This is a genomic window from Aeromicrobium endophyticum (genome assembly GCF_003586285.1).
Lineage (GTDB): Bacteria > Actinomycetota > Actinomycetes > Propionibacteriales > Nocardioidaceae > Aeromicrobium > Aeromicrobium endophyticum.
Genome location: NZ_QUBR01000001.1, coordinates 219,562 through 232,619 on the forward strand (window position 1 = coordinate 219,562; position 13,058 = coordinate 232,619).

Here is a 13,058-nt window from a genome sequence, read left to right on the forward strand (position 1 = left end):
GAATCTGCATATATTCCAACTGGAATAGTTCGGACGGAGCATAAGGAGGACACATGACATTGAAGCCGCTCGGCGTCGCCGCGCTCGCGCTCCTGGCCGAGAGGCCCATGCACCCGTACGAGATGTACCAGCTGCTGCTGGAACGCCACGAGGACCGGATGGTCAAGGTGCGTCCCGGCTCGCTCTACCACGCGGTCGAGCGACTCCACGCCGACGAGCTCGTCGAGGTCACCGGCACCGAGCGCGAGGGCAACCGGCCCGAGCGCACCACCTATGCGCTGACGGAGCAGGGGCGGACGGCCCTCCGGCAGCGCGTCACCGAGCTCCTCACGACCCCCGTCCGCGAGTACCCCCTGTTCACGCACGCCCTCAGCGAGGCCCACAACCTCCCCGCCCACGAGGCGGTCAGCGCCTTCACGACGTATGCCGACCACCTCGACCACGAGATCGCCGAGCTCGGCGGTCTGCTCGACGCAGCCCGCGCACGCGGCGCCGAGGAGACCTACCTCCTGGGCGGCGACTACCTGCTGCACAGCACCACGGCCCAGCGCGACTGGATCCGTACCCTCATCACCCGCATCGAGACCAAGGACTTCACATGGCAACCCGACAACCCGTGAGCACCGACCTGCCTCCCACCTACAACCCGTGGCCCGCCCTCTGGGCCATGGTCATCGGCTTCTTCATGATCCTCGTCGACAACACGATCGTGTCGGTCGCGACGCCTGCGATCCGCGACGACCTCGGCACCGACTACAACTCGGTCATCTGGGTCACGAGCGCCTACCTGCTCGCGTACGCCGTGCCGCTGCTCGTGACCGGGCGACTGGGTGACCGCTTCGGCCCCAAGAACATGTACCTGCTGGGCCTCACGATCTTCACGCTCGCCTCGCTGTGGTGCGGCCTGACGGGATCGATCGAGATGCTCATCGTCGCCCGCGTCGTCCAGGGCTTCGGTGCCGCACTCATCACTCCGCAGACCATGGCCGTCATCACCCGCACCTTCCCCGCCGCCAAGCGCGGCGGCGCGATGGCGCTGTGGGGCGCGACGGCCGGTGTCGCGACGCTCGTCGGTCCGATCCTCGGCGGCGTGCTCGTCGACGGGCTGGGCTGGGAGTGGATCTTCATCGTCAACGTCCCCGTCGGCATCATCGGCTTCATCCTGGCCGTGCGCCTCGTGCCGGTGCTCCCGACGCACTCCCACTCCTTCGACTGGCTCGGCGTCGCCCTCAGCGGCATCGGCGTGTTCCTCGTGGTGTTCGGCATCCAGGAGGGTGAGAAGTACGACTGGGGCACCATCACCGGAGCCATCAGCGTCCCGCTGCTGATCGCCGGCGGCGTGATCGTCTTCGGTCTCTTCATCTGGTGGCAGAGCCGCATCAAGGCCGAGCCGCTCGTGCCGCTCGGCCTGTTCCGCGACCGCAACTTCTCGCTCGGCAACGCCGGCATCGCGCTGGTGTCGCTCGCGATCACGTCGATGTCGCTGCCGTTCTTCTTCTACGCCCAGGGCGTGCGCGGCTGGAGCCCCACCGAGTCGGCGCTGCTCATGGCACCCATGGCGGTCGTCCTGATGGCGCTGTCACCGCTCGTCGGCAAGCTCGTCGACCGCACGCACCCGCGCAACATCACGCTCGTCGGGTTCGGCACGGCCGCGATCGCCATGTTCTGGCTGTCGCAGCTCATCGCGCCCGACACGAAGGTCTGGATGTTGTGCCTGCCGATGGCCCTGTTCGGCATCTCCAACGCCTGCCTGTGGGCGCCCTTGAGCGCCACCGCCACGCGCAACCTGCCGATGGCCTCGGCCGGATCGGGCGCCGGCGTCTACAACACGACGCGCCAGATCGGTGCCGTGCTGGGCAGCGCGGCGATCGCCGCCCTCATCCAGGCACGTCTGACGGCCAACGGGCTCGCGGGCGCCACCGAGGCCGGTCAGGGTGCGAGCGGTCCGATGCCCGCCCCGGTGCAGACCGCGTTCTCCGACGCGATGTCCCAGACGCTCTACCTGCCGGTCGTCGCGTTCGCCGTCGGCATCGTCCTGGTGCTGTTCCTGGCCAAGCCGACGCACGCAGGCCACGGCGGGGCCCGGTCCGCTGCCACGTCGGAGCCCTTCGCGGCGTCCTGATCGAGGGGCACCCGTCCTCTCCTAGAGTGGGCGGGTGCCCTCGACGTTCATCCTGACCCTGTCCTGCCCCGACCGACCCGGCCTGGTCTACGCCGTGACCCGGTGGATCGCCGAGTCCGGCGGCAACCTGCTCGACAGCCAGCAGTTCAGCGACACGACGGACGGCGAGTTCTTCCTGCGGGTGCACTTCGACGTCGTCGTCCCCCGCTCGCTCGACGAGGTGCGAAGCGGCTTCGACGCGGTGGCCGCCGAGCACGACATGACCTACCGCCTCGTGGTGGCCGAGCAGCCGCTGCGGGCGCTCGTCATGGTCTCGAAGGAGGGCCACTGCCTCAACGACCTGCTCTACCGGCAGAGCGCGGGCGCCCTCAACATCGAGATCCCGGCGATCGTGTCGAACCACCGCGACCTCGAGCGCCTCGCCTCGTCGTACGAGGTCCCGTTCCACCACGTGCCCGCCGGCGACAAGCCGGCCGCCGAGGCCCGGCTGCTCGAGCTGGTGACCGAGCTGGACGTCGACCTGGTGGTGCTGGCCCGCTACATGCAGATCCTGTCGGACGACCTGTGCCGCAGCCTCGACGGACGCGCCATCAACATCCACCACAGCTTCCTGCCGAGCTTCAAGGGCGCCCGGCCCTACCAGCAGGCCCACGACCGCGGCGTCAAGCTCATCGGCGCCACGGCCCACTACGTCACGGCCGACCTCGACGAGGGGCCCATCATCGAGCAGGGCGTGCTGCGCGTCGATCACCGGCGCACGGCCGCCGACCTGGCCCGCGCCGGCCGCGACGTCGAGGCCCAGACCCTGTCACGGGCCGTGCAGCTGCACGCCGAGTCGCGCGTGCTCCTCAACGGCGCCCGCACCGTCGTGTTCGACTGAGGCGAGCGAGCGGCCCGAGATCAGGTTGAGCGTGACGCGGCGAAGCCGCCCGCCTGTCGAGACCCGGTGAGCCATCAGGCCCGGGTGGTTTCGAGCCTCGGCCAGCGACTAGTCCGCCGCGTCCTTGAAGATCTCGGCGGCCGGCCCGACGATGAGCGGATCGGCCTCGGTCACGATCTCGTCGTCGCGGTTGTCGTAGTCGAACTGCGACAGCACGTGACGCATCGCCTCGACCCGCGCGCGCTTCTTGTCATTGCTCTTGACGACCGTCCACGGCGCGTCAGGCGTGTCGGTCAGGGTGAACATCGCCTCCTTCGCCGCGGTGTAGGCCTCCCACTTGTCGAGCGACTCCAGGTCCATCGGCGACAGCTTCCACTGCCGCACCGGGTCGACCTGGCGGATCGCGAAGCGGGTGCGCTGCTCGGCCGACGACACCGAGAACCAGAACTTGACCAGGTGGACGCCATCGCCCACGAGCATCCGCTCGAACTGCGGCACCTGCCGCATGAACTCGCCGTACTGCTCGTCGGTGCAGAAGCCCATGACCCGCTCGACGCCGGCCCGGTTGTACCAGGAGCGGTCGAACATGACGATCTCGCCGGCGGCCGGCAGGTGCTGCACGTACCGCTGGAAGTACCACTGGGTCGACTCGCGCTCGCTGGGCTTCTCCAGCGCGACGACGCGAGCGCCGCGGGGGTTGAGGTGCTCGGTGAACCGCTTGATCGTGCCGCCCTTGCCGGCCGCGTCCCGGCCCTCGAAGACGACCACCAGCCGCTCGCCGCGGGTCTTGATCCAGTTCTGCAGCTTGAGCAGCTCGATCTGCAGCAGCCGCTTCTGCAGGTCGTACTCGCGCACGTCCATGCGGGAGCCGTACGGGTAGCCCTCCCGCCAGGTGTCGACGGGACGTCCGCTGGTGTCGAGCAGGAGCGGGTCGTCGTCGTCCACGTCCACCACGGTGTAACCGTGCAGCTTGGCCAGGTCGATGCCGGTGGGTGCCAGGAAGTCGGTGCTCACGCTGGGAGCGTAGGCAGGCCGCGTGAACTGCCGGTGAACGAGCTCGTCGGGCGCGATCAGGCCCCTCCCCCTAGGCTCGAGGTTCGTGCCGAGAGGCAGCCGCACGCAACGAGAGGGACCACGTGCTCGACGGGGTCAACGACGTCATCCTCGACCTGGCCGGGTCCCCGTGGGTGTACCTGGTGGTGTTCGCGTTCGTCGCGGTCGACGCGTTCGTGCCGCCCGTCCCCAGCGAGTCGGCGCTCGTCGCGCTCGCCGCGGTCTCGGTGTCGTCGGGCGACCCCGACCTCCTGCTGCTCGGACTCGTCGCGGTCGCCGGCGCGCTGGTCGGCGACAACACCGCCTACGGCATCGGACGGCGGCTGGGCACCGACCGGTTCGCGATCCTGCGCAAGCCCAAGGCCGTCGAGCTCATCGAGCGCGCCGAGCGCGAGCTCGACAAGAGAGCCGCCACGTTGATCCTCACGGCCCGGTACATCCCCGTCGGACGCGTCGCGGTCAACGTCACCGCCGGTGCGACCCGGTTCCCGTACCGGCGCTTCCTGCCCCTGGCCGTGCTGGCGGCGGTCTCGTGGGCCGCCTACAACATCGGCATCGGGGTCGTGGCGGGCTCGTGGGTGCGTGACAACCCGTTGCTGGGTGCGGCTGCGGCCATCGTCTTCGCGCTGATCGTGGGGGTCGTGATCGACAAGATCATGGCTCGGCACCGTCAGTCGTCTCAGGATGCGTCGGATCGTCCCACATCCTGAGATGTGTTCGGACGGTCTCCCGGCTCACCTAGTTTGAGACCCGGAGCGCGCACGGTGGCGTGCCCTGGACCCGAGGAAGCACCATGAGGATCTTCTCCCGCACGAGCATCGCGACGGCCGTCGCCGTATCCGTGAGCGCAGCGGTGCTGGGCGCCTGCGGCGGAGGCAGCGACACGGCCGGTGGCTCCACGCAGCTGTCGCTCGTCGCGTACTCCGTGCCCAAGGCGGCCGACGGCGCCCTCGAGAAGGCATTCGCGAAGACGGCCGACGGCAAGGGCGTGACCTTCAAGGAGTCGTACGGCGCGTCGGGCGACCAGAGCCGGGCCGTCGTCAGCGGCTTGAAGGCCGACATCACCCACTTCTCGCTGACGCCCGACACCACGCGCCTCGTCGACAAGGGCCTCGTCGCCAAGGACTGGGACCAGACCTCGACCAAGGGCATCCTGTCGACGTCCGTCGTGTCGATCATCGTGCGCAAGGGCAACCCCAAGAACATCCAGTCGTTCGCCGACCTGGCCAAGCCCGGCATCGGCATCGTGACCCCGAACCCCGGCTCCTCGGGATCGGCGCGCTGGAACATCCTCGCGGCCTACCAGGAGCAGATCGCCAACGGCGCCAGCGAGGCCGACGCCGAGGCCTACCTGAAGAAGGTGTTCGCCAACGTCAAGGCGCTGCCGGGCAGCGGACGCGACGCCACGACCGCCTTCCAGGGCGGCACCGGCGACGTGCTGCTGTCGTACGAGAACGAGGCGATCTTCGCGCGCCAGCAGGGCGAGGACATCGACTACGTCATCCCGAAGAAGAACCTCCTGATCCAGAACCCGGGTGCCGTCACGACCAAGGCCCCTGCGGCCGCCAAGAAGTTCCTGGCGTTCGGCGAGAGCGCCGCGGGCCAGAAGATCTTCGCGCAGCACGGCTTCCGGCCCGTCGAGGGCGTCAGCGGCGTCGACATCGGCGACGTCAAGGGTGCCAACGACCCGTCCGACCCCTTCCCGGCGATCGACGACCTGGCCACGATCGACGAGACCTTCGGCGGCTGGGAGGCCACCAACAAGAAGTTCTTCGACGAGAACGACGGCATCATCACCAAGATCATCGCGGCGTCCGGCAAGTCGTGACGGTCGACGCACCCCTGGCTCCGGGCACCGCGCGCAAGCGCCGTGCCCGGAGCCGCACCACCCTGACGCGATCCTCGGGCCTCGGCCTGGGCATCGCGTTGACGTGGTTCAGCCTGCTCGTCCTGATCCCCCTGTGCCTCGTCGTGATCCAGTCCGTCGACGGCGGGTGGGAGACGTTCCGGCAGACGCTGACCAACCCGCAGACCGCGGCGGCCCTGCGTCTCACGGTCCTGCAGGCGGTGTACGTGACCGCGATCAACGTGGGGATGGGCACCCTGATCGCCTGGGTGCTGGTCCGCGACTCGTTCCCGGGCAAGCGCCTGCTCGAGGTCGTCATCGACATCCCGTTCGCCCTGCCCACGATCGTCGCCGGCCTGGTGCTGCTGAGCCTCTACGGGCCCGACAGCCCCCTGGGCATCAACGTGGCCAACACCGGCCGATCGGTCTTCCTGGCCCTGCTGTTCGTGACCCTGCCGTTCGTCGTCCGCACCGTGCAGCCCGTGCTGATGGAGCTCGACCGAGACGTCGAGGAGGCCGCCGCCTCGCTCGGCGCCAGCCGCTTCACGACGCTGCGCCGCATCATCCTGCCGAGCCTCGCACCCGCCATCACCGCCGGCGCGGCCCTGTCGTTCGCCCGCGGCATCAGCGAGTACGGATCGCTCGTGCTGCTCTCGGGCAACCTGCCGCTCAAGACCGAGGTCGCCTCGGTGCGCATCCTGACGTACATCGAGAACGGCAACGAGGCCGCCGCGGCGTCCGTCGCCACGATCCTGCTGCTGGTGGCCCTGGCCGCGATCGTCCTGCTGCAGGTCCTGTCGAGCCGGGTGGCGCGCCGTGGCTAGCCGCCTCGCCCAGCCGAAGACCGCCGGCACCTACGTCCGCCGGCTGTTCGTGATCGGCTACCTGTTCCTGCTCGTGATCTGGCCCGTCGCGCTCGTCGTCCAGAAGACGTTCGACGGCGGCCTCGACAACCTGCAGACGGCCCTGTCCGATCCCGTCGTCACCGACGCGCTCCAGCTGACCGTCGTCGTGGCCCTGTGGGCCGTCGCGATCAACACCGTCTTCGGCGTCGGCATCTCGCTGCTGCTGGTGCGCTACGAGTTCCCGGGACGTCGCGTCCTGTCCGCCCTGATCGACCTGCCGCTGTCGGTCTCCCCCGTCGTGGTCGGACTGGCCCTGCTGCTGGCCTACGGCGGCACGAACGGCACCTTCGGCCCCGCCCTGGAGGACGCCGGCCTGCAGATCGCCTTCGCGACGCCCGGCATCGTCCTGGCGACGGCGTTCGTCAGCCTGCCGCTCGTGATCCGCGAGATCGTCCCCGTCCTGCACGAGATCGGCACCGAGCAGGAGCAGGCCGCCAAGAGCCTGGGTGCCGGCCCGTGGCAGACGTTCTGGCGCATCACGCTGCCGTCGATCAAGTGGGCCCTGGTCTACGGCGTCGTGCTGAGCCTGGCCCGTGCCCTCGGCGAGTTCGGCGCGGTCAAGGTCGTGTCGGGCAACATCGCCCAGCAGACCCAGACGGCCACGCTGGTCGTCGAGGAGAAGTACCAGGACTTCGAGCAGGGATCGGCGTACGCGACCTCGTTCCTGCTCGCACTGATCGCGGTCGCGGCGCTCGTCGTCGTGACCATCCTTCGACCCAAGGACGATATTGATGGGGATTGAGTACTGATGGGGATTGAGATCCGCGGCGTCAACAAGAACTTCGGTGACTTCGTCGCCCTGCAGGACATCGACCTGAGCATCCCCAGCGGGCAGCTGACGGCGCTGCTCGGTCCCAGCGGAGGCGGCAAGTCGACGCTGCTGCGCATCATCGCGGGCCTGGAGTCGTCCGACAGCGGCACGATCGAGATCGAGGGCCTCGACGCGACGGGGCTGCCGGCGCAGAAGCGCAACGTGGGCTTCGTGTTCCAGCACTACGCCGCTTTCAAGCACATGACGGTCGCCAAGAACGTGGCCTTCGGGCTCGAGATCCGCAAGAAGCCCAAGGACGAGGTCAAGCGCCGGGTCGCCGAGCTGCTGCGCCTCGTGCACCTCGAGCAGTTCTCGCACCGTCTGCCGTCGCAGCTGTCGGGCGGCCAGCGCCAGCGGATGGCGCTGGCCCGCGCGTTGGCCATCGAGCCCAGCGTGCTGCTGCTCGACGAGCCCTTCGGCGCTCTCGACGCCAAGGTGCGCAAGGAGCTGCGCGAGTGGCTGCGACGGCTGCACGACGAGGTGCACGTGACGACGGTGTTCGTGACCCACGACCAGGAGGAGGCCCTCGAGGTGTCCGACAACCTGGTCGTCATCAACGAGGGACGCATCGAGCAGATCGGCACGCCGGACGACCTCTACGACCGTCCCGCGAGCGAGTTCGTGCTGTCGTTCCTCGGCCCGGTCACCCGTCTGGGCGACAAGCTCATCCGGCCCCACGACATCGACATCACCCGGTACGAGCACGCCGCGACCGCGACCGGCCGCATCACCCGCTGGACGCGCGTGGGGTTCGAGATCCGCCTCGAGGTGACCCCCGACGACGTGCTGCACCCCGATCCGGTGCAGGTCATCGTGACCCGTACCGAGGCCACGGCCCTGCAGCTGCACGAGGGCGCGCAGGTGTGGCTGCGCCCACGGGCGGGCGCCGAGTCGGTCGTCAGCTGACGGACGCCTCGAGCGGCTCGGCCGTCACGCCGGCCGAGCGGCGCTGGTATGCGACACCGCCCAGGAAGATCACCAGGCCGAGGCTCGCCAGCACGACGCCCACCCAGCTCGTGGCGCGGTAGCCGTAGCCGGCCGAGATGATCACCGAGCCGAAGAAGGCACCCAGCCCGTTGGCGATGTTGAGGGCCGAGTGGTTGAGTGCCGCGCCCAGCATCTGCGCGTCACCGGCGGCGTCCATGAGCCGGACCTGCAGGTTGATGGCCACGACCGACCCGAGGGCGCCGACCGCCAGCACCAGCAGCAGCGCCGGCACGACGTACGACGCCGTGAAGTAGAAGGCGACCAGCACGACCACCGTGGCAACGAACCCGCCGATGATCGAGCGCTCGACGTCCCAGTCGGCCAGGAGGCCCGCGGCCCACGACCCGAGCACCGACCCGATGCCGAACGCCAGCGTGAACACCGCGATCCACCCCTCGGAGAGGTCGATGTCCTGGGTGACGATCGGCGCGATGTAGCTGTACATCGCGAACAACCCGCCGAAGCCGACCATGCCCGCCGACACCGCGAACAGCACCTGCGGACGCTTGAGCGCCGACAGCTCACCGCGCAGGGAGGCCTCGGTGTTGGCCGGCGAGTGAGGGACGAACAGCAGGATCATCACCGCGGCGGCGATGGCGATGACCAGCACGGCCCAGTAGGCGCTACGCCATCCGAGGTGCTGACCGAGCAGCGTGCTGGCCGGCACCCCGGCGACGGTCGCGACCGACAGGCCCAGCATCACCGAGCTGATCGCCCGTCCGCGCAGCTCGGGCCGCACCAGCGACGCCGCGAGCAGCGACGCGACACCGAAGTAGGCGCCGTGCGGCAGACCCGCCACGAAGCGGGCCACCATCACGGGCAGGTAGCCGCTCGACACCGCGGTGATCGCGTTGCCGATGCCCAGGGCCAGGATCAGGCCGATCGCCAGCTCCTTCTTCGGGAGCCGGGCACCCAGCGACACGATGACGGGGGCGCCGACGACCACGCCGAACGCGTACGCCGTGATGATGTGGCCCGTCTCGGCATTCGTCCGGTGGATCCCGTCGGCGATCTCCTCGAGCAGGCCCATCGTCATGAACTCCGTCGTGCCGATCGCGAACCCGCCGAGGGCGAGCGCGACCAGGGCCAGCGACACGTGTCGGGTGCGCGGGCGGGGGGTCGTCTCTGCGGCAGTCACGTCACCATTCAAGTGCCTGGGCGCGACAAACCTTCCATCGAGCGCCTGCGGGCTCGGTCACACCGGGCGACGCAGCGACCCGCTAGCGCACCTTCTTGGTAGCGCGGCTGGTCGCCGTCACCGTGGGGTAGCCGCTGCGGACGGCCGACACCCGCAGGGTGATCTTCTTCCTGCGGTCCTTCTTGGTGAGCTGGTAGGACGTCTTGGTCGCCTTGGGGATCTTCTTGCCGTTGCGCAGCCACTGGTACCTGAACGAGTGACCAGGGGCGGTCCACCGGCCCTTGGAGCGCACCGAGAGCCGCTTGCCGACCTTGGCCGTGCCCTTGACGGTCGGCGCCTTGGTGTTGACCGCCGGGACGATCGCCGCGGGGGCGGGTGCGGGCGCCGCACCCGAGCCGCCCGCCGCCGGCGGGGACACCGCCTGCGCCGGGCCCACCTCGAGAGGGGTGGACGACGAGTCGCCCTGCTCGTCGCCCATGCGCACCCGCTCGACGACGACGAGGGTGTGGTCGAGGTCGGCTTCGGTCGGGACGTACGTGGCCTGGCGGCTGAGCACGTCGCCCTCGCCGTCGCGCAGCCACTCGAACGTGTCGCTGTCGGGGGTGGCGCCCCAGTCGGCGCCCACCGCGGTGAGCTCGGACCCGACTGCCGGAGTGCCCGAGACGGTGACCTGCGGCACGCCGGCGCTCACCGCCTGCTGCGTGGCGGAAGGACCGACGAGCAGGGCCACGACGACCCCGATCGTCCCGAGCGCACCAACGAGCTTCTTCACGAGCCACCTTCATCCACGACGCGTCTGTCGCCGGCGGTCACGTCACGATCCGGCCGGCACCTGTGCAGAGGTGCCGGCCGGGGCTTCATGACGCGAGATCAGACGACGCGCGACTGCAGGTCGGCCAGGACCTTCGTGAACGTGCCCGAGGGACGCATGACGGCGTTGACCTTCTCGCTGTCGGGGTGGAAGTAGCCGCCGATGTCGGCCGGCTTGCCCTGCACCGCGAGCAGCTCGTCGACGATCGTCTGCTCGTTCGAGGCCAGCTCGCCCGCGACGTCGGCGAAGGCCGCCGCGAGGTCGGCGTCCTCGGTCTGCTTCGCGAGCTCCTGCGCCCAGTAGAGCGACAGGTAGAAGTGGCTGCCGCGGTTGTCGATCGTGCCGAGCTTGCGGCCGGGCGACTTGTTCTCGTCGAGGAACGTGCCGGTGGCGCGGTCGAGCGTGTCGGCGAGGATCTGCGCACGGGCGTTGTCGGTGGTGGTCGCCATGTGCTCGAAGCTCGACGCCAGGGCCAGGAACTCGCCGAGGCTGTCCCAGCGCAGGTAGTCCTCCTTGACGAGCTGCTGCACGTGCTTGGGGGCCGAGCCGCCGGCACCCGTCTCGAACAGGCCGCCGCCGTTGATCAGCGGGACGATCGACAGCATCTTGGCGCTGGTGCCGAGCTCGAGGATCGGGAACAGGTCGGTGTTGTAGTCGCGCAGCACGTTGCCTGTGACCGAGATCGTGTCCTCACCCTTGCGGATGCGGTCGATCGAGTACTGCGTGGCCTCGGCCGGCGCCATGATCTCGATCGTGAGGCCGTCGGTGTCGTGCTCGGGCAGGTACGCGTTGACCTTCGCGATGAGGTTGGCGTCGTGCGCGCGGGTCTCGTCGAGCCAGAAGATCGCGGGCGTGTCGGAGGCGCGGGCGCGGGTGACGGCCAGCTTGACCCAGTCGCGCACCGGCACATCCTTGGTCTGGCAGGCGCGCCAGATGTCGCCGGTCTCGACGCTGTGCTCGATCAGCACGGTGCCGGCGGCGTCGACGACCTGGACGGTGCCGGGCGCCGAGATCTCGAACGTCTTGTCGTGGCTGCCGTACTCCTCGGCGGCCTGGGCCATGAGACCCACGTTGGGCACCGAGCCCATCGTGGTCGGGTCGTAGGCGCCGTGGGCGCGGCAGTCGTCGATGACGGTCTGGTAGACGCCCGCGTACGAGCTGTCGGGGATGACGGCCAGCGTGTCGGCCTCGTTGCCGTCGGGACCCCACATGTGGCCCGACGTGCGGATCATGGCCGGCATCGAGGCGTCGACGATGACGTCGCTCGGCACGTGGAGGTTGGTGATGCCCTTGTCGGAGTCGACCATCGCGAGGGCCGGACCCTCGGCGATGCCCTGCTCGAACGCGGCCTTGATTTCGGCCCCGTTGGGCAGCGTGTCGAGGCCGGCGAGGATGCCGCCGAGGCCGTTGCTGGCGCTGAGGCCGGCGGCCTCGAGGTCGGCACCGAAGCGCTCGAAGACGTCCGCGAAGAACGCCTTGACGACGTGGCCGAAGATGATCGGGTCGGAGACCTTCATCATGGTGGCCTTGAGGTGCACCGAGAACAGGACGCCCTCGGCCTTGGCCCGGGCGACCTGCTCGGCCAGGAAGGCGTCGAGCGCAGCGGCGCGCAGCACGGTGCCGTCGACGATCTCGCCGGCGAGCACCGGGAAGGCCGCCTTGAGCTCGGTCGCGGTGCCGTCGGCGTCGACGTGCTGGATCGAGATCGTGGTGTCGGCGTCGATGACGACGGACTTCTCGTTGGAGAAGAAGTCGTTCTCGCCCATCGTGGCGACGTTGGTCTTGGAGTCGCTGCTCCACGCACCCATCGAGTGCGGGTGCTTGCGGGCGTAGTTCTTGACCGACAGCGGCGCACGACGGTCGGAGTTGCCCTCGCGCAGGACGGGGTTGACCGCGCTGCCCTTGACCTTGTCGTAGCGCGCGCGGACGTCCTTGTCGGCGTCGGTCTGCGGGTCGTCCGGGTAGTCGGGCAGGTCGTAGCCCTGGCCCTGCAGCTCGGCGATGGCCGCCTTGAGCTGAGGCACCGATGCGCTGATGTTGGGCAGCTTGATGATGTTGGCCTCGGGCTTCTTGGCCAGCTCGCCGAGCTCGGCGAGGGCGTCGCCGATCTGCTGCTCGGGCGTCAGGCGGTCGCCGAACAGGGCGATGATGCGCCCCGCGAGGGAGATGTCGCGCGTCTCGACCTCGACGCCGGCCGTCGAGGCGTACGCCTCGATGACGGGGAGGAACGAGTAGGTCGCCAGGGCCGGCGCCTCGTCGGTGTGGGTGTAGATGATCTTGGCCATGGGTGCGGCAGCTCCTACGTGTGGATGCCCGACTGATCCCATCGGGACGGGCGTCCCGTCGGGACGGGTGAGAAATCTTTTGACATCAAGATAACCCACCCCTCGGGGTCGGACGCGGCCCGTCGTCGAGGTTTCCGGAGGGAGGAGGGGTGAGGTGCACGTCACTGGGTACGGCGACGTCCCACTCTCCCCGCGACGCCTTCTCGAAGGAGCCTCCATG

The 13,058-nt window shown here is 69.4% G+C and carries 12 protein-coding genes; 8 read left to right on the forward strand and 4 right to left on the reverse strand.

From position 1 onward, the window contains the following. The first annotated feature begins 53 nt into the window (after positions 1 to 53). The 3 genes from DX116_RS01105 to purU are packed head-to-tail and all read left to right on the forward strand — an operon-like array spanning position 54 to position 3,002. Complete coding sequence (locus tag DX116_RS01105; RefSeq protein ID WP_119702404.1) at positions 54 to 620, forward strand: PadR family transcriptional regulator; 567 nt, start codon at positions 54 to 56, stop codon at positions 618 to 620. After that, on the forward strand, positions 599 to 2,122 hold the full coding sequence (locus DX116_RS01110) for a DHA2 family efflux MFS transporter permease subunit (RefSeq protein WP_119702405.1): 1,524 nt from the start codon (positions 599 to 601) through the stop codon (positions 2,120 to 2,122). The genes DX116_RS01105 and DX116_RS01110 overlap by 22 nt, the downstream gene beginning before the upstream one ends. 34 nt (positions 2,123 to 2,156) lie before the next feature. Next, positions 2,157 to 3,002 carry a formyltetrahydrofolate deformylase gene (gene purU, locus DX116_RS01115; RefSeq protein WP_119702406.1) on the forward strand — a complete coding sequence of 282 codons (846 nt, stop codon included), beginning with the start codon at positions 2,157 to 2,159 and terminating at the stop codon, positions 3,000 to 3,002. 108 nt (positions 3,003 to 3,110) lie between these two features. On the opposite strand, the gene ppk2 is transcribed toward purU, so the two are convergent. Beyond that, positions 3,111 to 4,016: a polyphosphate kinase 2 gene (gene ppk2 / locus DX116_RS01120; RefSeq protein ID WP_119704047.1), complete on the reverse strand. Its 906-nt coding sequence runs from the start codon at positions 4,014 to 4,016 to the stop codon at positions 3,111 to 3,113. Between the two features lie 122 nt (positions 4,017 to 4,138). Between ppk2 and DX116_RS01125 the strand changes: the two genes are divergently transcribed. From DX116_RS01125 to DX116_RS01145, 5 genes are all read left to right on the forward strand, one after another. Beyond that, positions 4,139 to 4,765 (forward strand): DedA family protein, encoded by a 627-nt coding sequence (locus tag DX116_RS01125; protein WP_119702407.1) that lies wholly within the window; start codon positions 4,139 to 4,141, stop codon positions 4,763 to 4,765. 83 nt (positions 4,766 to 4,848) lie between these two features. Next, positions 4,849 to 5,883 carry a sulfate ABC transporter substrate-binding protein gene (locus DX116_RS01130; RefSeq protein ID WP_119702408.1) on the forward strand — a complete coding sequence of 345 codons (1,035 nt, stop codon included), beginning with the start codon at positions 4,849 to 4,851 and terminating at the stop codon, positions 5,881 to 5,883. Then, positions 5,880 to 6,725 carry a sulfate ABC transporter permease subunit CysT gene (gene cysT, locus DX116_RS01135; RefSeq protein ID WP_233556525.1) on the forward strand — a complete coding sequence of 282 codons (846 nt, stop codon included), beginning with the start codon at positions 5,880 to 5,882 and terminating at the stop codon, positions 6,723 to 6,725. Before DX116_RS01130 ends, cysT begins: the two co-directional genes overlap by 4 nt. Beyond that, positions 6,718 to 7,548 carry a sulfate ABC transporter permease gene (locus DX116_RS01140; protein WP_119702409.1) on the forward strand — a complete coding sequence of 277 codons (831 nt, stop codon included), beginning with the start codon at positions 6,718 to 6,720 and terminating at the stop codon, positions 7,546 to 7,548. Before cysT ends, DX116_RS01140 begins: the two co-directional genes overlap by 8 nt. A 6-nt stretch (positions 7,549 to 7,554) precedes the next feature. After that, the gene (locus DX116_RS01145; protein ID WP_119702410.1) at positions 7,555 to 8,523 is read left to right on the forward strand and encodes a sulfate/molybdate ABC transporter ATP-binding protein; all 969 of its coding nucleotides are present in this window, start codon (positions 7,555 to 7,557) and stop codon (positions 8,521 to 8,523) included. Here the strand turns inward: DX116_RS01145 and DX116_RS01150 are convergent. The 3 genes from DX116_RS01150 to DX116_RS01160 all read right to left on the reverse strand — a co-directional run bounded on the left by DX116_RS01150 (position 8,516) and on the right by DX116_RS01160 (position 12,838). Then, positions 8,516 to 9,742 carry an MFS transporter gene (locus DX116_RS01150; protein ID WP_233556526.1) on the reverse strand — a complete coding sequence of 409 codons (1,227 nt, stop codon included), beginning with the start codon at positions 9,740 to 9,742 and terminating at the stop codon, positions 8,516 to 8,518. The two genes, DX116_RS01145 and DX116_RS01150, sit on opposite strands and share 8 nt — an antisense overlap. An 82-nt stretch (positions 9,743 to 9,824) precedes the next feature. Then, positions 9,825 to 10,514: a hypothetical protein gene (locus DX116_RS01155; RefSeq protein ID WP_119702411.1), complete on the reverse strand. Its 690-nt coding sequence runs from the start codon at positions 10,512 to 10,514 to the stop codon at positions 9,825 to 9,827. A gap of 98 nt (positions 10,515 to 10,612) precedes the next feature. Beyond that, complete coding sequence (locus DX116_RS01160; protein ID WP_119702412.1) at positions 10,613 to 12,838, reverse strand: NADP-dependent isocitrate dehydrogenase; 2,226 nt, start codon at positions 12,836 to 12,838, stop codon at positions 10,613 to 10,615. Between the last annotated feature and the right edge of the window lie 220 nt (positions 12,839 to 13,058).